We start from the raw sequence: 21,336 nt of genomic DNA on the forward strand, positions 1-21,336 counted from the left end.
CGCCTTTGCTAAAAGGAGCCCTCTTTTTTAGAGATCATGTAGCGGATTGTTAAAAAAGGGAGGCAGGCTATTCTCATCTGATGTATGGCTGCAAGCTTTCCCTTTTCAGTCTCTTCTACTCTGAATACCTCATCTAAGGGCAGTTTGAATAAGTGATCTTTCCAGGCGAGATAGATGCCTGCATCAGAGGAAGGGTTCTGTTTTCTGCTTGTCAAAAGCAGTGAATCTCCGGATTTACTGAGCTCGAGTATGCCGATCATAGAGCATCCGGGCAGAGGGAGCGCAATATTCATATAGGTCTCCCCGTCTTTCTGATGATAAGAATAAAGGGCGAGAAAAACCGTTTTTTCATCAATTTGTCTGTGCCACGCTCTGACAGACGGCCTTCCGTCCAAGCCTTCTCTTACCGTATAAATACCGCCGGTCATTTCTTTTTGAGCAGAGGAAAGCGGCAAATGGATTTGTTCTGTACGGCTGCTGATCCAATGATAGAAAAAAGCAAAAGGTTTAAACCAGGTATGCCAGTGCACGGCTGCAAACAAACGGTAGCTGCTTGTATGTTCATAAAAATCTGTAATTGTATCAGTCGTCTTTAAACCGTAAATTTTCATATCATCAACAAGTCCCACATGAATCTGAGCCTCAGCTGCGAGATCCGCCGCATGCTGTTTTCCGCGTATTTTACTTACAGGGAAGGAAGGCAGCGCTGCAGATGCCGGTGTAGACACACTCCATCCTATCACTCCAGCCAACGCAAAAACCCCGCCGTTTAACACGCCGTGAAACTTCAGCATGGTGTCTATGGAAACGGCATATTCGCCGAAAGCATTTCCTGACGCATACGCAAGAGAAAACAGGATGGTGATTCCAAGAGATAAGAAGGAGAGACGAATGAGCCATTTCCCCCGGGGAATGTCCGCTTTAAAAGAATGCCAGATAAGCGCATAAATCCCGGTGATGTATAGAATCACTGAAAAAAGTTCAAGCCATACGGAAAAAGCAATGCCTGCAGCAACAATGACAGGTGAAACGATCAGAATACTGACTGCAGCCCGGTAGACGGTTCCTTTTAACAATCTTCCAAGAAACCCTGCAAAAACCGGAAGCAAAAAGGAAGAGTAGTGAAAATGAATGCCCGTCAGCCACGTGATGATCGGAGAGAATCCAGTATCAACTTCAGCAATATGGGCAAAAAACCAGCCGCCCCCGATCATTAAGGAAATCAGGCCCATGTCAATGGAAAACTCCTCAAATCTTACAAATCCCCTTTTCAGAAAACGCGTGGCGCCATAACTTGCGACAAAGACTGTAAATAGCAGATAAATACCTGCAAGGATCGGACCAGCCGGAGACGGCCCCAGCATGTGCAGGAGCAGAACGGAGCCGTATCCGAAAGGAGCGATCCATTTATACGTTTTGTAAAACCAGTCCTCTTTTTGTATGACTTGTCTTAGCACAAGCGGGACGTAGACAAGCTGGGCTGCAGTAAGAAGCAGATAATACCAGGGCCCTTCATGAAAAGCGGCCGAAAGGAAAAACATCAAACCGCATAATACGGCCGTTTTATAAACGTTCATCAGAAACAAACTCTCCTTCATAGGAAAATACATGACCGATCAGCGGATTTGTCACGTCTACCCGGATAGTAAAGAACCCTTTCGTTTCATTGAACGATTCTTCAACAGATGCCAGACCCTGGAGGATCTTCGGCAGGGGAATCTCAAGCTTTCCAATGACAAGCCTTTGATTTCCGGACTCAATTCTGAGGCTGCCTCGGTCCGTAACATGAAACGTTAAATCAGAGTAAAACAGGCCTGGTTCGCCCAAGTAATCTTTGATGACGTTCCGTTCACCGTCCAGGCTCATCAAAGCGTTAAACCATCTCTTTTTGCCTGGGAAATAAAACACTCTCTCCCAATGAACCTGCTGTTCACCGCCCGCGCCCGTTCTCACGGAATTTACAATCGTAAACGGAATGTTCTCCCCTCTCTCCGGAAAAAGAAGCTTGCATGCGACTCCCCCTAAAAAGAGCGGATACAGCCATTTCGGGCCGCCTGTTATCTTATGCATCATCCCGCTCCCCCTGAATGGAAACTGATATCTCTTTTGAAGAGCAGGATGCAGACGGTGATAGTCTTCTCGTAATACTTCCTGATAAATAGCCATCTGTTTCTCCTTATCTTTTTCTCCTGCAGCTCTTTGCCGAAGGCACGTCTCTGCTTTGAAAAAAGCCGATTCCTGCCAGGACAAAAAGCGCTGCATTAAATGTAATCGGTGTAAAAGGGTGAGTGAGAACACCCGGGTCTGCTAAAGCGGCAGACAAAGCAAGCATTGGGAAAGCAAGAAGCTGGATCCCAAACAGCCATTTCTTTTTTACAGACATCAGCCACAGGATTCCGAATGCTATTTCAGCGATTCCAATACCTGCTGTCAGAAGGGCTGCTTCCTTATATGGCATCTGCAGGAGCTTTTCAGCCATTCCGATTTCTTCAGGGTGCTGAAAGAAAAGCTTTGGGACAGCCCCGTGGTAAGTCCAGACAAAAAAGAAAAGAAACGAAATCACCCAGACGCTGAAAAAACGGAGGTACTGGCTCCCCGGAGTCTCCCCTTTTTCCAGCCACCTTTTTAACACATCAAAGCTTAGCGCGGTTGCCCAGCCGATCATCGGCCTGAACAGAAACCTGTCCAAAATGGCTCCCGCTCTGCCAAATCTGACATCATAATCATATTGTGTTAAAAAAGTGATATTGTCCTGATTTGGTTTGTACTTCCAATAGCCTCTTCCTTCCCTGATCAAAGACCGTTTCTGATCGGTTCCAAAATGCAGGGAAGAGGTTCTTGACCCGTCACGGGCATGAAATTCACCGGCACTTTTTCCAAAGCCTTCTATGCTGAGGCCAAATCCAATATTGGTTTTGTAGGTAAAATGCTGAGGACCGTTTTCTTCTTTTGGCAGATATGTAATAGAGGAAAACCGGAGATCCCATTGTTCATGCAAGTCTGGAGTCTGAGTGGCGTCCCATAGTTTATCCAGTTCCGCTTCTATAGGAATTTCCACATAGACCGGTTTGTTTTTCATCGTATTCACCTCTTTTTTAGAGTATCATATTCATAGACGGATAAATGAGAGATTAAGAGAATTTGTCCACATTTTTACAAAGGGGATGGACGCATATGACACAAATAGGAATCATACGCCACGGGAGAACAGCATGGAACGTTGAGAGAAGAGCTCAGGGCAGCTCGGATATTCCGCTTGATGAAAATGGCATGGAAGAAGCGCAGAAGCTTGCAGACAGGCTGGGTGAGGAAGAATGGGATTTGATCTTTGCAAGCCCGCTGAAAAGAGCAAGACAGACAGCAGAATGTGTGTCCGTAAAGCTTGGGAATCTGCCGATTATCTTTGATGATCGTTTAGTAGAAGTGAATGGCGGACTTATTGAAGGAACAACCGAAGCTGAACGTCTGGAAAAGTGGGGAGAGGGCTGGCGCGGTCTCGACCTCGGCATTGAAAAGACCGATGATGTCATACAAAGAGGAAAAGAGTTTTTGGAAGACCTGCTGAATGAACACCCGGATAAAAAGATTCTGATCGTCAGTCACGGCCTCTTCATAGCCCACTTTCTCAAACAGCTCGTCCCTCAGTTTGAGATGAAGGAAGCTCTGAGAAATACCTCTGTTTCCACCTTGATTAAAGGGGAAAAGGGTTGGTCCTGCGAGATGTACAACTGTACGAAGCACCTTTAACCTGTCACCTGAAAGCAGAAAAAGACAGGAAGCTTGAGCTGGACGCTTGTAAAATAAAGTCAGGAGGTGAGTCATATGCCATCATGGATAAGGTCGATTCAAAACGCGATTGATTACATGGAAGACCATATGCTTGAAGAGCTTGCCATTGAAGATATTGCGGCTGCCGCGAATGCATCAGTCTTTCACTTTCAGCGGACGTTTGCCCTTTTGACAGACTCTTCAGTCGGCGAATATATCCGGCGCAGAAGGCTGACTCTGGCAGCACACGAACTTGCACACAGCAGCACAAAAGTCATTGAGCTTGCTTTGAAATATGGCTATGACACTCCTGAATCGTTTGCTAAGGCTTTCAGAAGGCAGCACGGAATTTCCCCGAGCGAAGCTAAAAAAGCCTCATGCTGTTTTACAAGCTACAGCCGCCTGGTAATTCAGGTGAGTTTGAAAGGAGCAGATCCGATGAAGTACAGAGTGGAAGAAAGAGAGAGTTTTCCTGTTATAGGGGTAAAGAGAAGCTTTTCCTGTGCAAATGGGGAGAATCTGATTGGTATTCCGCAATTGTGGAAAGACATTCATGAGAACGGAACCAATGACAGGCTGCTTGCGCTGAATAACGGCGGTATTAAAGGGATCATGGGAATATGTGAACCGGGTCCTGACAGTATGATGACGTATTGGGCTGCATGCAGCTACAGCGGCGAAACTCCGGAAGGACTTGCTTCAACGACGGTCCCTGCTTCAAAGTGGGTGATCTTTGAAGTAAGAGGCGCGATGCCCGATGCGATGCAGGAGGCGTGGAAAAAAATCTATTCAGAGTGGTTTCCGGCAAGCGGCTATGAACATGCAGGAACCCCGGATCTTGAAGTTTATACGGAAGCTGATGCATACAGCAGCGACTATTATTCAGAAATTTGGATTCCGGTAAAAAAGTAAGGCATGACAAAAAACACTCTTGATGAGTGTTTTTTGCGTTTTGACGAAAAGGCGGGATAACCTTATTTTGATGAATGGTTAGTTTTCAAACCATCTTTGCCATAATTTTGGCTTTGGAGAATCTTCAAGGCCTGCCGCAGCCGCAGCCACAGTTTCTGCAGCCTGCTCAGCGAGCGGTTCCAGTACACCAGGATCACCTTGACTGCCAATGTCTACAATAGCGCTCAGCTGGTTCGCATTTTTACCGTTTGCCCCTGCAATCTGGCCGCCCTGATTTGCATTCTGCCCCTGATTTCCTGAGATTTGACCGCCGCCTTCTGCTTTTACCTTGTTTGCAGCAAAGCTTCCACCAGTCGCAGTGACAATATTAATGTCTTTAACAGAGACTTTTACATTGACTTTTACTTTAATGCTCAATGTTTTCCCTCCTTTATGTTTTGTTAGTACATGTTATGTACATGCTTGAGATTCCGATTATGTTCTTGTCCACGTATAGATAACCATTTTTACAGAATTCGACATTTTTCTTGGTGAAGACAGCCGGACATATGAAAAATGAATGTTTATACATGACTAAGATGGTAATATTTTTTGAAGTGAATTGGCATAAATGGTTTGAGATTCTAACTAAAACGTACTATCCTTAATAAAAGAATATTGTTTTGGAAGGGAGAACCATGCAAACAAAAAACAATTTAGTAGAAACCCTGAAAAAAATAAATGAAAAAGTAATAGATGAAAAACAAGTCCTAATTAACGCAATAAAAAAAGAAAGAACGATTAAATATCCGAACAGCATTCAATCAAACAGCACAGAAGTTGCGGAGTGGAGAAACAAGCTGATTGATGTTTATGCAGAATCGTTAACACTTCCAAAAGAGAATGCAGTGGGTCTGATTAATAATTGGGGAAGAGAGACGGCTAATCTTCTGGTTACGATTCAGTTTCCCCTTGATCTTGCTGTTGAGGAGATCAGGTTCTACAGGGATCTTATCGGAGAAATGATCAAGGATCAGGCTTCAGCAGACAATCTTTCTTTAGATGAGTTTTATTTGCTGCTTTCGGCGTTTGATTATGTAGTGGACCACGCTATCCATTTAATCAGCGTTTTTTACATGAAGAGCTATTCAGCCAACATTGATTCTGCTAAAAGTGCGGTAGATGAATTATCTGTGCCGATTGTGAATGTTTCTGAAAAGACAGGCGTTCTTCCGCTGATAGGAGATCTTGATACACAGCGTGCCCAGGTGTTAATGGACGTTGCTTTAACAAAGAGCGCTGAGTGCGGCTATGAATATTTGATCATTGATTTATCAGGTGTTCCGGTTATCGATACAATGGTTGCCAATCAAATCTTCAAAGTGCTCGATGCCCTCTCACTTCTTGGCGTTGATACAAAACTCAGCGGAATCCGCCCTGAGATTGCTCAGACAATGACAAGTCTTGGACTTGATTTCAAAGGAACAGAATCATATTCAAGCCTCCATCTGGCACTGAAATCGATTGGTTTTGAACAGGTGAACTGAAAAAATGGCATCTCTTTACAGAGGTGCCATTTTTATAATGACGTTTTAAAAGGTGATTCAAAGGGAAGGATTTTATCAAAAAAGCTTCACGAGAGGAGCAGTCGTTTTGGAAAACTGGATTACAGATTTTATGGAGCAATACGGTTATTTTGGCATTTTTCTGATGATTGCTCTTGAAAATATTTTCCCTCCCATTCCTTCTGAGGTCGTTTTGCCTTTTGGAGGATTTATGACAACCAATTCGGATTTGACGATTCCGGGTGTCATTCTTGCTGCCACAGCAGGATCTGTTGTCGGTGCGGTCATTCTGTTCTGGATTGGCCTTCAGCTTGATGTTGAGCGCCTTGAAAAAATCATCGACAAGTGGGGGCATATCCTACGGGTAAAGAAAAAAGATGTGCACCGGGCAGATGCCTGGTTTGACAAGTACGGCATTTGGACCGTTTTTTTCTGCCGGATGGTCCCTCTGCTGCGAAGCCTGATTTCCATTCCGGCCGGGATGTCCAATATGAACTTTGTAAAGTTTCTGCTCTTTACGACTGCCGGAACCCTGATCTGGAACATAGCCCTTGTGCTGCTTGGAGCATCCTTAGGCGAAGCATGGCCCAAGATCAATGATTACGTAGGTGTTTATTCATCCGTGATCTACGCTGTGCTCGGAGTCGCAGCCGTTGCGGTGATCATTTGGTTTGTGCGCAAAAGAATGACAAATCGGACGAGTTAACAGGAAAAGCCAGATCCATTGCGGATCTGGCTTTTTTTAGACGGGTCTAAACGGGCGGTTCCGCATTTCAGGTCAGGCAGCCGTTCTTTCCTCAACATAAGTCTCTTTAAATTTATTCATCATGGAAATATTCACAAGCATGCCGGCTGCTATGCAAAGCAGGATGAGGGATGAGCCTCCGTAGCTGACAAAAGGAAGAGTCACGCCGGTAATCGGAAGAAGCCCTGCTACGGCACCGAGGTTAATGACAGACTGAATGCCAATCATCGAAGAAATGCCGATGGCAAGCAGCGAACCGAACGGATCTTTGCACGATCTGCTTATCAAGAATCCTTTTAACACAATAAAAGCAAGTAGTCCAATAACAATCAGCACTCCAATTATCCCTAACTCTTCACTGATGACCGCCATGATGAAGTCAGTATGGCTTTCCGGGAGATACCCATATTTTTGGATGCTGTTTCCAAGACCAAGTCCTGTAACACCTCCGCTGCTGATGGCAAAATAGGAGCTGACAAGCTGATAGCCGGAATCGGCCATATTTTCAAAAGGATCCATAAATCCAGTAAACCTTGAGATCCTCTCGGGTGAAAACACGTCTGCCAGTTTATCCGACACATATAAAAGCAAAAGTCCGAGACCTGCAGCCGCGATGGAAAATACGAAAAGTCTCATAAAACTTCTAAACGTCATTCCCGAGCACAGAAGAACAATGAATGCGTTCAAAAGAAGGATCAGGGCCGTTCCGAAATCAGGCTGTATCAGGATAAGGACAAACACAATCACGACAAAAATGACGGGGGGCAGAATCGCATGCCCGAAATCATCCATGTACCGCTGTTTTTTAGCAAGCAGGGCTGAAAGGTAAATGATGACCCACATCTTGGCAAATTCAGCAGGCTGAATGGCCATTCCTCCAAGCTTGATCCAGCTCTGGGCATTGCCGGCCGTATGTCCGAAAACAAAAACAACGAGCAAAGACCCGATGGTTCCATAGAATAAAAGCTTGATGATCCCTTTTTGGAGAAACAGCTTATAAGGGATGATGGCTATAACGATAAAAGCGGCCGTTCCGATAAAAAGAGACAGACTCTGCTTTTGAAAGAAATAGCTGCTCGTAACTTCGTACCGCAGGATGGATGTAATCATACTTGAACTGTATACCATGACAAGGCCGAAGGCACTCAGCGCGAATACAGCGGCAATCAGGGAATAATCGTAGGATTTTACTATTCTGATGAACATGGTGCAGCTCCTTAAGGTTTCATAATGACCAAGATTGTATACCCAAAAACGTTCTGTCACTAACAAGTTTTAAGAAAAAAAGTGATCCTTCTTTTGTATCGGCACGGTGGAACAGCATTTAAGGTAATTGTAAGGAATGCAAACAATTAAATAGGAATTTTTGTAATCATAGCCAGGTTTATGGATTTTCTTTCGATTTTCAGTAAGGCTGAAACCTTGTTATATAACACATTTGAGCACTTATGGTATACTAGCAGTGTAAAATATTGAATATTTCGACAAAGGGGATGCGGACGATGAAGGTGCCTTTGCTGCTGGCAGATTTTCTGGATCGGGCTGTAAAGCTTTACGGGGGGAAGACAGCCATCATTGATGATGGGAAAGAGTTTACATATGCACAGGTTGGAGAGAGGGTAAACCGGCTTTCACGGGGACTTGCAGATTTAGGGGTGCAAAAAGGGGACCGGGTTGCGTATCTTGCGCCGAATTCATCTGAGATGTATGAAGGTTTTTATGGTGTCCTGCAGCTTGGGGCTGTGATGGTGCCTCTGAATACACGGCTGATTCCGGATGATTATGTGTACATTTTAAATCACAGTGAAACAAAAGTATTGTTTGTTGATCAAGAATTATATGCTCAAATTGAACCAGTCCGGGACCAATTGAAAACGGTTAAATCCATTCTTGTCCACGGGCTTGAAACCGGGAATGACAATACGTTTGCTTATGAGGAATGGCTCAGTTTATATGAGAGCAGCGATATCGGCCGCCCGGAAATGGATGAAGAGGACCTCGCCACTCTTTTATACACAAGCGGAACGACCGGCAAACCTAAAGGTGTCATGCTGACTCACCGCAGTAATTACCTGCATGCGCTGACCTCTATGCATCATCTCAGAGTGTCGGACAGAGATGTGCTGCTGCACGTGCTCCCGATGTTTCATGTTAACGGGTGGGGATCTCCTTTTTACTACACGGCAAATGGGGCAGTACAGGTTTGCCTGCGGAAAGTACAGCCCGCAGACATTTTCAAAAAGATCAATGCCTATGGTGTAACGGTCATGCATATGGCACCGACGGTCTTAAACAGCCTGCTGCAGTATGCAGATGCTCATGGCTATGAAAAACAGGCGCAGGAAATGAGAATTGTTGTCGCAGGCTCTGCTCCTCCTCCTGCTTTTGTCAAAAGAGTGGAAGAAGAGCTGCAGTGGGAATTTATCCAGGTGTATGGCATGACGGAGGCTTCACCGCTCATTACTACGTCCATCATCCGGGATACTCAAAAGCACTTGGAGCCTGAAGCAAAATACCGTTTGAAAGCAAAAGCGGGCTATGCGTTTATAGGCAGTGACGTGCGTGTTTTTACCGAGACCGGTGAAGAGGTGCAGCACAATGGCCGTGTGATCGGGGAAGTGGCAGTCCGCGGGAACGGCGTCATGGAAGGGTACTGGAACAACCCGGAAGGAACGGCTGAAGTCATCCGGGACGGCTGGTATTTTACAGGGGATATGGCAGTGGTTGATGAAGATGGCAATATTGAAATTGCTGACAGGAAAAAAGATATTATCATAAGCGGAGGCGAAAACATTTCGTCCATTGAAGTGGAAGGCGTCTTATATGATCATCCTGCCGTGCAGGAAGCTGCCGTTATCTCCGTGCCTCATGAAAAGTGGGGAGAAACGCCGCTTGCCATCGTTGTTATTAAAGAGGGACTGCTCACAAGCGAAGAAGAGCTGATTGCCTTCTCACGCAGCAAACTGGCTCACTTCAAGGCGCCTACAAGAGTCATATTCGCAGACGAGCTCCCTAAAACCGCCTCAGGAAAAATTCAAAAAGTGCATCTGAGGAAGGAATTTTGGAGAGAAAAAGAGAAATTTGTCAATTGAGACATACAAGAACCAGGGAAGCCTGGTTCTTTTTCAGGAGGAAAAAAATGAAAGCACCAAACGAAATCATACAAGTATGGAGAAAATTTGACGGTTTTCCGATGGAAACACTCACCAAGGTCTGGCACCACAGGAGAGCAGGCCGGAAAAAACAGCGCTCCCTTTCAGAGATGAAAGAGCACAGGGACCAGTACGGCATCTCAGGCAATTGCTTTGATTTATCCATCTGGCTGCTTGATGAATTCGACAGGGCGGGAATAGAAGCGTATCCGATTGGCCTTGACCACGGTGCGGTGATAGCACGCGATCAAAATGGCAGGCGCTTCCTGTGTGACCTCGGGGATCAGTGGCTCATGCCGATTTTAATAGACACGGATGACGAACAGTTCACAAATGCACGATTGAAAGAGTTTTTTCCGGGTGCAGAAATATCAGTGGAGCCTGCGGATGACGGGGTGAAGATCACCTATCACCGCCCGAACGGAAAATACTCATCCCAGATCTATCAGACGGCACCGCTTGACCGGAATGAGTTTCTTGCTGCAGCCGAGCATTCCCAAAATACCATTCACCCTAAGCCGCTTGTTGAGACACGCGTGCAGCTGCCCGGAGAAACCGCACACTGGGAGTTTTATGACTGGAGGAGCTTCTTAAGCACAAACTCCGGTCTGGTGCATGACAGGGATGCAGATTCCCTTGAAGAATGGACAGAAAGAATTTGCGCAAAAACCGGGTATGATGAGGCATTCGTGACAGAGGCCCTCTCAATCTATGAAAAAATGACAGGAGAAAAATAATGGAACAGGAACTGCTTCGCATATTTAATGAAAATAGAGAGCCAGTGGGTACAGCCCCGCGGGAAGAAATACATAGAAAAGGCTATTGGCATGAAACCTTTCACTGCTGGTTTGCTAAAGAAGAGAACGGGAAAATCTTTCTTTATTTTCAGCTTCGAAGCGCAAATAAAAAAGATTATCCAGGCATGCTCGATATTACAGCCGCCGGACATTTGCTGGCAGATGAATCTGTGAGGGATGGCATTAGGGAGGTAGAGGAAGAAATCGGTGTCAAACTGATGTTTTCAGAGCTGAAATTGCTGGATATCGTTGATTATTCTGTTACAAGCGGTGAACTCCGCGACAATGAAATTGCCCACGTCTTTTTGTATCACTTTCATGGAGCAAGCTCTGACTTTGTTCTGCAGAAAGAAGAAGTATCGGGGATTTACAGAACAGAACTGGCCGCGTTTAAAGAGCTGATTGAAGGAGTCAGAAAAGACATTGTCATAGATGGGTTTGAAGAGGACTTAGATGATAACCGGTGCGACAAGCAAATGACTGCAGGGATGAAACGGTTTGTTCCGCATGAAGATTCATATTATAAGAAGGTTTTAACTTTAATTGAGCAAAGAATGGCTGGTGTTCTTTGAAACTTTTTATCCTGAATATTCGTATGTAATGATAGGGAGGTGCATGAAGATGATTCCAATGTGGGCTGTCATACTAAGTGTAGTGATTCCGGCCATTCCGGTGTTTTATTTTGGCAGAAAAGTAATGGACCAGCTCTATGATGTGAAGCCGGTTATTTGCCAGGGCTGCGGAACGGCCATTGTTCAGACTCAGAATTATATAAATGCCCCCGGTAAAAGAGACTGCGGCAAGTGCGGTACGTCGTACTGACAGAATTGTAACAGCTCTGCATGCGAAAGGATTTGCAAAGTATGGAGAAAAATGAACATCCTTTTGATTTTAGTCTTGTCTTTATTATTTTCCTGTTTTCCATCATCAGCTTTCTCTCAATCAGCACGGCTCAGGAATTTGGGCAGTATAACGAAAATTTCCTTGTGAAACAGATTGCGTGGTATATAGTCGGATGCATCATCATTTTAACCGTTATGTATTTTGATATGGAGCAAATACAGCGGATTCAATGGTTTGCCTACGGATTTGCGATGCTTCTTCTGATCTTTCTTATAGTGGCACCCGAATCCATTGCAAGGCCGGTCAATGGGGCGAAAAGCTGGTTTCAGATTCCCGGAATCGGTTCCCTCCAGCCCTCGGAATTGTCGAAGATTGCTTTGATCCTGGCCCTCAGCCATCTCATTTCAGCTCATCATGAAAAAATAGTATTCAGCGACTGGAAGAGCGATCTGCAGCTGTTTGCAAAAATGCTGCTGGCAACGTTTGCCCTTATTGCCGTCATCATGCAGCAGCCTGACTTGGGAACATCGCTTGTCCTGCTTGCCATTTTCAGCGGAATGATTCTCGTTTCGGGCATTACATGGAAATTGATTGTGCCCATTTTTCTGTTCATGCTCTCAGCGGGAAGTCTGATCATCTACCTCATCGTCTTTCAGCCGGACATGCTCAGCATCATCGGTGTCAGGCAGTATCAGCTCGGAAGAATCTATGCATGGCTTGACCCTGAGACATTCAGAGACGGTGAAGGCTATCATCTTTATCAGTCTATGCTTGCCATCGGGTCCGGATTGATTACGGGAAAAGAAGCGGGGCTTGGCAACGTGCATTTGCCTGAGAGGCACACTGATTTTATTTTCAGTGTCATTGGAGAAAAATACGGCTTTGCCGGCGCAAGCTTTGTGATCAGCCTCTATTTCCTGCTGATCTACCGGATTGTCAGTTTGTCGCTGGATGTGAAAGATCCGTTTTCTTCTTACGTTTGCACAGGAGTCATTTCCATGATTGCGTTTCACGTCTTTCAGAATGCGGGAATGACAATCGGACTTTTGCCGATCACGGGGATACCGCTGCCGTTCATCAGTTACGGCGGAAGCTCGATGATCAGTAACATGCTCGCAATCGGACTTGTTTTCAGCATAAGCTTCCGCAACAAAAAATATTTTTTTGATTCGTAGGAAAAGAGGTTCATTATGAAAGTAGTCCTGGGTATCATGAAATTCTTTGTCTTCCTGGTTCTTTTCGGGATGCTGCTGTTTTCAGGGTTGATGGCTTATGAATCCGTTTTGCTGGGAGATCATTTTGAAGCTGTGTTTTTCTCCCTGACCGCCATATGCTGCATGTATTTTCTCGGCATGCTGATGGAGAGGTCAAACTTTGACGACGGTCTCGGCATTGGCGATATTGGGGCTGCCATTGCTTTTATTCTATTCGTTCTCCTCGGCGGACTTGTGTATCACGGAATAAATGCAGCGGGGAAAAACCTGTACTGGATGTTTTTTCCCGGAAGGAAGCCCCAGCCGTCAAAACATAGAATGAGCCATCAAAAACCTTACAGACAAAAGGGAAAAAACCGGTGATGCAGTCAAAACTCGAAAAATCCAAACTCTAAACCTCTTTCGTATACAAAATAGCGACATTTCATCCATTTGTTCTGCACCATTCGACAGCTTTTTTATCATTTCTTGCCTTGTTTTCTATTTTTATGGCTCCCGCTGTAAACAACAGTCGATAACTTTGAATATCTTTAAGGTTATATCTGGGTTATTATAATCATACTCATTGTTGCTAGTTTTTGGATAGGGACCGTCATCATCATCACGAAGTCTGCGGAGGGATCTGTATGAGTGTTACATTAGAAGCGAGGAAAATTGAGAATTATGCTGACTTGCCAGATGAAGTATTGCTTGAGCTCGTTCAAAAAGGAGATTCAGAATCGACCGACTTTTTAATCAGCAAATACCGCAATTTCGTCCGTGCAAAAGCGAGCCGCTACTTTTTAATCGGCGGTGAAAGAGAGGATATTGTGCAGGAAGGCATGATCGGCCTCTATAAAGCAATCCGTGATTTTAAAGTGGACAAGCAGGCATCATTCAAGGCTTTTGCAGAATTGTGCATTACAAGACAAATCATTACAGCGATCAAAACAGCGACGCGTCAGAAGCACACCCCTCTAAATTCCTATGTCTCTTTGTACAAGCCCCTGTTTGAAGATGATAACCATACGCTGCTCGATGTGATTCCCGGAACAAAAACAATGGATCCGGCTGCCTTGATCATCAACCAGGAAAAAGCGCTGGATATCGAAATGAAAATGGCTGAAATGCTGAGTGATCTCGAACGAAAAGTGCTCGCCCTCTATATGGACGGCCAATCATACGTTGAAATTTCAGAAGAGTTGAACAAGCATGTCAAATCCATTGACAATGCTCTGCAGCGGGTGAAAAGAAAGCTTGAAAGATATATGGAAATGCGTGATTACAGCCTTGTATAAAACAGCTAAATAGAAGGTAAATCTGAGGGCATGACTTTAACCGGTGATGCTTTTATTTTTGCATATAAAATCCCACATCCATACAGGAAAAAGGAGAATAATGAATGGAAGTACTCCTCATTTATAAAGACAATTCATCAAATAAATTCTGGGAAATTCGCACAAACGGAGAGAGTTTTACAGTAACCTACGGCAAGACAGGGACAAGCGGCGCAGTGAAAACAAAAGCTTTTCATTCAGAGAAAGAGTGCCTGAAGGAAGCAGAAAAGCTGATAAAAGCAAAAATGAAAAAAGGCTACGTCCCTGTCCAAAAAGCAGACGGGATCGTAAAAGAATCATCCATGACTGAGGAGGCTTTCTGGAATCTTCTCTCTCAAGCAAAACGAAGAGGCGAAGACATAGAGGAGCAGATGGAGTGGCTCATCAGCGCCTTATCTAAAATGCCAAATAAAGAAATAACCCGTTTCGATGCCATCCTGCAGAAACAGATGAACAGCTCATTCTCGTCGAATTTGTGGGCAGCTGCATACATTATTATGGGCGGATGCTCAGATGACTGCTTTGATTATTTCAGAGCCTGGCTTATTTTTCAGGGAAAAGAAACATTTGAAGGAGCCAAAGCTGATCCTGAACAGCTGCTTCCGCTGCTTGAGCGGATGGAAGAAGATGGTGACTTTCCGCAGGCTGAGGACCTGTTATATGCCGCATGTCTTGCATTTGAAGAAAAGACAGGCCGTGATGATGAAGAATATCATGAGCTTTTTGAACAACTTGAAGGCTATGCACCATACCCGGAAATCGAGTTTGACTGGGAAGAAGATGATGAAGAGGGACTTCAGCGCAAATTTCCAAAACTCTGGAGAAGGTTCGGGGAGGTTCCCATGGAAGGATAGAGATCTGCGTTTAGCGCAGGTCTATTTTATATGGAATAAGTCATTGACTTTTAATACTTACTAAAATATAATTACTTACATAAAGTAAGTTAAATTAAGGAGGTTTACCATGGGCTTTCATAAGGCGCCAAATACGTATACAGGAGAAGTAAGAATAAAAGTAAAGGATGTAAAGCGTTCTTTAGCATTTTACAAAGAAGTCATCGGGTTCAACGTGCTGAATGAAACAGAACACACAGCAGATCTTACGGCTGATGGGAAAAACGTGCTTCTTTCAATCGAGCAGCCGCCGAACATTGCTCCCAAACAGCAAGGAACCGCTGGTCTTTATCATTTCGCCCTGCTTCTTCCTGACCGTTCAGACCTTGGAAGAGTGCTGCAGCACCTGGTCCATTTGAATATTCCGCTTGGTGCCTCAGACCATCATGTGAGCGAGGCTATCTACTTAAATGATCCCGACGGAAACGGCATTGAAATCTATTCAGACCGTGATGCATCCAAGTGGATTTGGCAAGGCAGCCAAGTGGCAATGACAACAGAAACACTTGATGTGCAAGGCGTGCTCGCAGAAGCAAAGGGTGAACCATGGCTTTCTTTGCCTGAAAATACAGTTATGGGGCACATTCATCTGCATGTTTCCTCCTTAAAAGAAACGGAAGCGTTTTATGATCAGGGACTTGGATTTAAAACCGTTGCCAGGTACGGAAGACAGGCCATGTTTATGTCCACAGGCGGCTACCATCATCACCTCGGCCTGAATACTTGGGCAGGCGAAGGAGCACCTGCACCATATCCACAAAGTGCCGGACTGGATTGGTTTACACTCATCTATCCTGATGCAGATTCACTTGAACAGGCTGTTGCACGGTTAAAGAACATGGGTGCGAAAACCTTTATTGAAAATGGCTTTGTGATGACTGCTGATCCGTCAGGTAACCGGATTAGATTAACATATTGATGTGATGAACCTTGGCGGCTGTGGCTGTTGGGGTTTTTTTGTTCTGGGGGATGGAGTATCTGACTGGGAGACTTGAGTGGTCTGAGCTGTATAAATATAAAATATTTTGAACACTATGTGAAAGCGGTTGAATAGTTGATTCTGGAGGAGTATAGTAAGAGTAAGGAAAGTTAGTGAAAAACTTCACAAACTTTCCGGAGTATAACCAGCTGGCAGGGCTCATATATTTTTTTAATTACTTTTGTGAAAGATTTCACAAAAAGGAGATGGAAATGATGGCTTGGTTAAGAGGACCGAAAATGGCGATTGTTTGGACCGTTCTTCGCATTTGGCTCGGCGTTCAATGGTTTGAAGCAGGAATTGCGAAAATAGCAGGAGGCTTTGATGCCACAGGTTATCTGCAAGGTGCTATTGCAAAAGCAGGCGGCGAGCACCCGGCTGTACAAGGCTGGTACGCTGCATTTTTGAAGCATGCGGCGCTCCCGAATGCTGACCTTATCAACGTTCTTATTCCTTGGGGAGAATTACTGGTCGGAATAGGCTTGATCATCGGACTTGCAACACTTCCGGCATTGCTTGCCGGAGCGTTTATGAACCTCAACTTCATGCTGGCAGGTACAACAAGCACGAATCCGGTCCTCTACACCGCAGCTTTTCTCCTGATAGCGGCTGGTGCAGCAGCCTGGTTTTACGGATTAGACAGACTGGTCTTGCCTTACTTTAAAAATGAGTTTAAACATAAAAAATGGAATAGAAAACATGCAGTTGTTCATTGAAGATGAAGGCTGGGAAGGAAATTTGGAAGTTGCGCCAGAAATGGTGTTTGTGGCTAGAGAAAAGTTGCATCACTAAGGCGAGTAGTGCCACAAATGGTGGCTGGGGTCAGAGAAAAGTGGCAGTACTAAGGCGAGTGGCGCCACAAATGGTTGCCGGGGCTAGAGAAAAGTGGCGTCACTAAGGCGAGTGGCGCCACAAATGGTGGCCGGAAACAGAGAAAAGTGGCAGCACTAAGGGGAATAACGCTAGAAATGTTGATCGGGGCCAGAGAAAAGTGGCAGCACCAAGGTGAGTGGCGCCAGAGATGTTGCTCGGGCCAGAGAAAAGTGGCATCACCAAGGCGAGTACTGCCAATAAGTGTGGAGCCAGAACAAATGAGCACCACTAATATAAGTCCAGCCGCAAATCTCTGCATCAATACAGAATGAATAGAAAAAATCCGAACAAATTCCTCATTAAAAAAGGAATGCAGTTCGGATTTATTTGGTTAAACTATCCAATGTACTTGTTTAAAGGGACGGGATATTCATTTCAGCCCATTCTTCCTTTGATGGTCCGTACGCGCCGTAAACAGGAAGTCCGGCCTGACGCATCAGCACGGTCAGCTGTCCGCGGTGATGAATTTCATGCTTGAGGAAAAGGGACAGTGTCAGTCCGTTTTGCCACTCGTAGCCAAACACTTCATTTGTTTCCTGAAGTTTTTCGTCGTCCCATTTGCTGACAGCTTCAATGACTGAATCTGCTCCGATCCGGTATTGCTCTGCTATGTCAGAAGCACTTGCAGGCACCTCGCTGCTTCCTGGATTTTTAATGCTCAGCCCCATCGGTTTGAACATGGAATCGTTCGGAACAAGGTGCCATGCGAGTTCCCCGAGTGTCCGGTAACCGGGAGCGGTTTCCTGTTTTAAAGAGGCATCTGTCAGGGCATCAAGCAATTTTTTTGTCAAGACTGCCTCATTTTTGTAATCTGCGAGAAAATTTTCTACGGTAACAAACATCATCATCTCTCCAATTCAATTAGTTTTTAAGAACGTATGTGCTGTTCCGTGAACTAATTCTCCGCAGAATCTTTATTTTCCTCCTAAAAAATATAAAATTTATAAAAGTGTGGAAAAGCCTATATGACATTTATCATGTATGGTCTATGACACATATGTCTGCACAGACGTTTGAAACCCCTTTATAATTTGAAGTACCTTATTGAGAAGGGAATCAATAACCTATGAGCAAAGAATTACAGAAAAACTTACGAAAACAAGTAGCCCCATATGAAAAAGCCAATACGAAAGCAAGCATCATACAGATGATCAACACACTCGGACCCTTTTTTCTTCTTTGGATTCTGGCTTATCAGAGCCTGCAGATTTCTTATTTCCTGACGCTTGCCTTTACGACAGCAGCCGCCTTTTTTCTGACGCGGATTTTTATCATTTTCCATGACTGCTGTCATCACTCGTTTTTCAAAAGCAGAAAAGCAAACAAGTTTGTTGGAACCATAACTGGCGTTTTAACTCTTTTTCCTTACAGCCAGTGGCAGCACGATCATTCCATCCATCACGGAACAAGCGGAAATTTAGACAAGCGCGGAACCGGTGATATTTGGGTTTTAACAGTGGATGAGTATCTTGCTGAGCCGGTGTGGCGCAGAATTGCCTACCGTTTATACCGCAATCCGCTCGTTATGTTCGGACTCGGACCTACCTATGTATTTCTTTTGAAAAATCGTTTTAATAAAAAAGGTGCTAGACGCAGCGAGCGTATAAATACCTATCTTACAAATGTTCTGATTGCCGCAGCAGTTGCTGTGCTTTGTTTAACAATCGGCTGGGAAGCATTTTTGCTCGTCCAGGCGCCGCTGTTTTTGATCTCAGGTTCCCTTGGAGTTTGGCTGTTCTACGTGCAGCATACATTTGAGGATTCTTATTTTGAAGAAGATGAAAACTGGGATTATGTGAAAGCTGCAGTTGAGGGAAGTTCTTTTTATAAGCTTCCAAAGCCGCTGCAATGGCTGACTGGTAACATCGGCTACCACCATGTTCACCATTTAAGCCCGAGAGTCCCTAACTACAACCTGGAAAAAGCACATGTGAACACAGAGCCGCTTCAAAACATCCCGACCATTACCCTTAAAACAAGTCTTCAGTCTCTGAAGTTTCGTTTATGGGATGAGCAGGGGAAAAAGTTTGTCGGCTACAAAGAAATCCGCGCTTACGCAAAAGTTCGAAGAAGTCAGACTGTATAGATGAAAATGGCATGCAGCCAGTAGGCTGCATGTATTTTCTTATGATGTCAAATAACAAATGTATTGCGGGAGCTTCCGCTTTTCTTGTGATAAAATAGGTAAAAAAAGGAGTTTCCACCATGCTGAAGAAATACATTAACAACGGAATATCTCCTTATATCTGGGCCGTCCTCAGCATATTGCCATTTTATTTCATTCTGCAGTCTTCATCTACAGCTGAAATTGCAGTAGGTATATCGCTGACCATTTTGTTTTTTATTATTTTCCGTCTCGCTTTTATTTCAAAAGGGTGGCCTGTCTATCTTTGGAGCTGCCTCTTAATGGCCATCTCCTTCACATCGATGTACCTGTTTACTTATATTTATTTTTCTTTTTATATCGCCTACCAGATCGGCAATATTAGAGACAGGGTGGCTTTTATCACGCTTTATGTCGTTCATCTTGTCGTGACAACTGCAGCCATAAATTTCAGCCTGATTTTAAAAGAATCCTCCTTCCTGCAGCAGCTTCCGTTTATTATCATTACATGCATCAGCGTTATTCTTCTTCCATTTAATATTTATAATAAAAAGGAAAGAGGCCAGCTTGAGGAAAAGCTTGAAGATGCGAATAAGAAAATTTCGGAGCTTGTAAAGCTTGAAGAACGTCAGCGAATTGCACGGGATTTGCATGATACGCTTGGACAGAAGCTCTCGCTGATCGGACTGAAAAGCGACCTTGCCAGAAAACTTGTGTACAAGGATCCCGAAAAAGCGAGAGAAGAGCTGAAGGACGTACAGGCGACTGCCAGAACCGCTCTTAACGAAGTGAGAAAAATGGTTTCCCAAATGAGGGGCATCCGGCTGAAAGAGGAAATAGTCCGGGTCAAGCAGATTTTAATGGCTGCCGAGATTGACTTTAAGATTGAACAGAATGCGGCACTTTCCAATGTGAGTCTTCTCACTGAAAATATATTGAGCATGTGCCTGAAAGAAGCTGTAAACAATGTTGTCAGACACAGCGGGGCAAAAACGTGCTATTTCAAAGTGGAGCAAACCTGGGACGGGATTATCATGACCGTCAGGGACGACGGAAAAGGCGCTATCACCGAAGGCGATTTTACAAAGGGCAATGGTCTGAACGGCATGAAAGAACGGCTTGAGTTTGTAAACGGAAGTCTTGATATTCAGTCTGAACAGGGGACCGTTCTTATCATAAAAGTGCCGAACGATGTGAAACAAAAGGAGAAGGAGGATCTCATATGATCCGGATTGTAATTGCAGAAGACCAGCAAATGCTGCTCGGTGCTTTAGGATCGCTTTTGAACCTTGAAGATGATATGGAGGTCGTTGGAAAAGCAAATAACGGGGAAGATGCAGTCTCATTAGTAAGAAAGCTTAAGCCGGATGTGTGCATTACAGATATAGAAATGCCCGGCATGAACGGTCTTGAGGCTGCTGAGGCGCTAAAAGAAGATGCGTGCAAAGTCATTATTCTGACGACCTTTTCACGAACCGGGTATTTTCAGCGGGCGATTAAAGCCGGCGTCAGTGCATACCTCCTGAAGGACAGCCCGAGCGAAGAACTGGCAAACTCCATCCGCAGCGTCATGGAAGGAAGAAGAATTTATGCCCCGGAACTGATGGATGACGTTTACAGTGAAGAAAATCCGCTGACAGAGCGGGAAAAAGAGGTGCTGGAACTGGTCGCTGACGGCATGAACACAAAAGAAATTGCAGAAGAGCTCAGCATCAAAGCAGGCACCGTCAGAAACTACATTTCCACCATCTTTGAAAAACTCGAAGTCAAAAACAGAATCGAAGCCATCTCACAATCGAAAGAAAAGGGATGGTTTAAATAAACGTGAAAAACCTTGAGAACCTGGCATTTAGGGGATTGAGGTTTTTTGTTTTGGCTGCTAGAAAAACATGAGTTAAGTGCACTATCCCACTGAGCCGGAAGCTTGAAAGTGTTGCTAACCCAGTTTAAGAACACTTTTCCGCAGAGCAGAAGGGTTGAAAGTGTTGCTAACCCAGTTTAAGAACACTTTTCCGCAGAGTAGAAGGGTTGAAAGTGTTGCTAACCCAGTTTAAGAACACTTTTCCGCAGAGTAGAAGGGTTGAAAGTGTTGCTAACCCAGTTTAAGAACACTTTTCCCGTGATCAGGAGAGTTGAAAGTGTCACAAACCCGAGCTAGGAACACTTTCCGCTGATCAGGAAACCCGAAAGTGTCCC

The 21,336-nt window shown here is 44.6% G+C and carries 23 protein-coding genes; 17 read left to right on the plus strand and 6 right to left on the minus strand.

Translation table 11 applies throughout. The features are described 5' to 3' along the window. Positions 1-8: 8 nt before the first annotated feature. From JOJ89_RS05435 to JOJ89_RS05445, 3 genes are read right to left on the minus strand one after another with little or no spacing between them, the layout of a single operon-like run. Positions 9-1,577: a YndJ family protein gene (locus JOJ89_RS05435; protein ID WP_203289774.1), complete on the minus strand. Its 1,569-nt coding sequence runs from the start codon at positions 1,575-1,577 to the stop codon at positions 9-11. Then, a complete protein-coding gene (locus JOJ89_RS05440) occupies positions 1,564-2,166 on the minus strand; it encodes a DUF4166 domain-containing protein (protein ID WP_203289775.1) in 603 nt (200 codons plus the stop codon). Before JOJ89_RS05440 ends, JOJ89_RS05435 begins: the two co-directional genes overlap by 14 nt. Positions 2,167-2,176: 10 nt before the next feature. Further along, a complete protein-coding gene (locus JOJ89_RS05445; RefSeq protein ID WP_203289776.1) occupies positions 2,177-3,079 on the minus strand; it encodes a DoxX-like family protein in 903 nt (300 codons plus the stop codon). A 95-nt stretch (positions 3,080-3,174) separates the two neighbouring features. Here JOJ89_RS05445 and JOJ89_RS05450 point away from each other — a divergent pair, with 95 nt between their 5' ends. Then, positions 3,175-3,747 carry a histidine phosphatase family protein gene (locus tag JOJ89_RS05450; protein WP_203289777.1) on the plus strand — a complete coding sequence of 191 codons (573 nt, stop codon included), beginning with the start codon at positions 3,175-3,177 and terminating at the stop codon, positions 3,745-3,747. Positions 3,748-3,822: 75 nt separating this feature from the next. Continuing rightward, positions 3,823-4,680, plus strand: a complete 858-nt coding sequence (locus tag JOJ89_RS05455) for an AraC family transcriptional regulator (protein WP_242524665.1) — start codon at positions 3,823-3,825, stop codon at positions 4,678-4,680. Positions 4,681-4,758: 78 nt separating this feature from the next. Here JOJ89_RS05455 and JOJ89_RS05460 read toward each other — a convergent pair whose 3' ends face one another. Then, the gene (locus JOJ89_RS05460; RefSeq protein WP_035318952.1) at positions 4,759-5,097 is read right to left on the minus strand and encodes a hypothetical protein; all 339 of its coding nucleotides are present in this window, start codon (positions 5,095-5,097) and stop codon (positions 4,759-4,761) included. A 260-nt stretch (positions 5,098-5,357) separates the two neighbouring features. Between JOJ89_RS05460 and JOJ89_RS05465 the strand changes: the two genes are divergently transcribed. Next, positions 5,358-6,206, plus strand: coding sequence for an STAS domain-containing protein (locus tag JOJ89_RS05465; RefSeq protein ID WP_035318955.1), 849 nt, complete (start codon positions 5,358-5,360; stop codon positions 6,204-6,206). Positions 6,207-6,312: 106 nt separating this feature from the next. Beyond that, positions 6,313-6,930: a DedA family protein gene (locus JOJ89_RS05470; RefSeq protein WP_203289778.1), complete on the plus strand. Its 618-nt coding sequence runs from the start codon at positions 6,313-6,315 to the stop codon at positions 6,928-6,930. 72 nt (positions 6,931-7,002) lie between these two features. On the opposite strand, the gene ftsW is transcribed toward JOJ89_RS05470, so the two are convergent. Then, the gene (gene ftsW / locus JOJ89_RS05475; RefSeq protein ID WP_203289779.1) at positions 7,003-8,175 is read right to left on the minus strand and encodes a putative lipid II flippase FtsW; all 1,173 of its coding nucleotides are present in this window, start codon (positions 8,173-8,175) and stop codon (positions 7,003-7,005) included. Positions 8,176-8,471: 296 nt separating this feature from the next. Between ftsW and JOJ89_RS05480 the strand changes: the two genes are divergently transcribed. From JOJ89_RS05480 to JOJ89_RS05525, 10 genes are all read left to right on the plus strand, one after another. Continuing rightward, entirely contained in the window at positions 8,472-10,061 is a 1,590-nt protein-coding gene (locus JOJ89_RS05480; RefSeq protein ID WP_203289780.1) for a long-chain-fatty-acid--CoA ligase, read from the plus strand. A gap of 47 nt (positions 10,062-10,108) precedes the next feature. Further along, the gene (locus JOJ89_RS05485; RefSeq protein ID WP_203289781.1) at positions 10,109-10,858 is read left to right on the plus strand and encodes a hypothetical protein; all 750 of its coding nucleotides are present in this window, start codon (positions 10,109-10,111) and stop codon (positions 10,856-10,858) included. Beyond that, positions 10,858-11,490: an NUDIX hydrolase gene (locus tag JOJ89_RS05490; RefSeq protein WP_203289782.1), complete on the plus strand. Its 633-nt coding sequence runs from the start codon at positions 10,858-10,860 to the stop codon at positions 11,488-11,490. The genes JOJ89_RS05485 and JOJ89_RS05490 overlap by 1 nt, the downstream gene beginning before the upstream one ends. A 49-nt stretch (positions 11,491-11,539) precedes the next feature. Further along, a complete protein-coding gene (locus JOJ89_RS05495; protein ID WP_029282463.1) occupies positions 11,540-11,740 on the plus strand; it encodes a hypothetical protein in 201 nt (66 codons plus the stop codon). Positions 11,741-11,781: 41 nt separating this feature from the next. Then, entirely contained in the window at positions 11,782-12,936 is a 1,155-nt protein-coding gene (locus JOJ89_RS05500) for an FtsW/RodA/SpoVE family cell cycle protein (protein ID WP_203289783.1), read from the plus strand. 15 nt (positions 12,937-12,951) lie between these two features. Further along, positions 12,952-13,338, plus strand: a complete 387-nt coding sequence (locus tag JOJ89_RS05505; protein ID WP_203289784.1) for a hypothetical protein — start codon at positions 12,952-12,954, stop codon at positions 13,336-13,338. 263 nt (positions 13,339-13,601) lie between these two features. After that, the gene (sigH, locus tag JOJ89_RS05510; RefSeq protein ID WP_029282458.1) at positions 13,602-14,252 is read left to right on the plus strand and encodes an RNA polymerase sporulation sigma factor SigH; all 651 of its coding nucleotides are present in this window, start codon (positions 13,602-13,604) and stop codon (positions 14,250-14,252) included. 104 nt (positions 14,253-14,356) lie between these two features. After that, positions 14,357-15,145 carry a DUF4240 domain-containing protein gene (locus JOJ89_RS05515; RefSeq protein ID WP_029565193.1) on the plus strand — a complete coding sequence of 263 codons (789 nt, stop codon included), beginning with the start codon at positions 14,357-14,359 and terminating at the stop codon, positions 15,143-15,145. Between the two features lie 109 nt (positions 15,146-15,254). Beyond that, complete coding sequence (locus JOJ89_RS05520) at positions 15,255-16,103, plus strand: VOC family protein (protein WP_203289785.1); 849 nt, start codon at positions 15,255-15,257, stop codon at positions 16,101-16,103. A 275-nt stretch (positions 16,104-16,378) separates the two neighbouring features. After that, the gene (locus tag JOJ89_RS05525; protein ID WP_029282451.1) at positions 16,379-16,879 is read left to right on the plus strand and encodes a DoxX family protein; all 501 of its coding nucleotides are present in this window, start codon (positions 16,379-16,381) and stop codon (positions 16,877-16,879) included. A 510-nt stretch (positions 16,880-17,389) separates the two neighbouring features. On the opposite strand, the gene JOJ89_RS05530 is transcribed toward JOJ89_RS05525, so the two are convergent. After that, positions 17,390-17,884 (minus strand): DinB family protein, encoded by a 495-nt coding sequence (locus JOJ89_RS05530; protein ID WP_347401517.1) that lies wholly within the window; start codon positions 17,882-17,884, stop codon positions 17,390-17,392. Between the two features lie 218 nt (positions 17,885-18,102). Between JOJ89_RS05530 and desA the strand changes: the two genes are divergently transcribed. The 3 genes from desA to JOJ89_RS05545 all read left to right on the plus strand — a co-directional run bounded on the left by desA (position 18,103) and on the right by JOJ89_RS05545 (position 20,962). Further along, positions 18,103-19,122 (plus strand): Delta(5) desaturase DesA, encoded by a 1,020-nt coding sequence (desA, locus tag JOJ89_RS05535; protein WP_203289786.1) that lies wholly within the window; start codon positions 18,103-18,105, stop codon positions 19,120-19,122. A gap of 119 nt (positions 19,123-19,241) precedes the next feature. Then, the gene (locus JOJ89_RS05540; protein ID WP_203289787.1) at positions 19,242-20,366 is read left to right on the plus strand and encodes a sensor histidine kinase; all 1,125 of its coding nucleotides are present in this window, start codon (positions 19,242-19,244) and stop codon (positions 20,364-20,366) included. Next, complete coding sequence (locus JOJ89_RS05545; RefSeq protein WP_203289788.1) at positions 20,363-20,962, plus strand: response regulator transcription factor; 600 nt, start codon at positions 20,363-20,365, stop codon at positions 20,960-20,962. The genes JOJ89_RS05540 and JOJ89_RS05545 overlap by 4 nt, the downstream gene beginning before the upstream one ends. Positions 20,963-21,336 lie beyond the last annotated feature (374 nt).

It is taken from the genome of Metabacillus sp. cB07 (assembly GCF_016839225.1).
GTDB classification, from domain to species: domain Bacteria; phylum Bacillota; class Bacilli; order Bacillales; family Bacillaceae; genus Bacillus_P; species Bacillus_P indicus.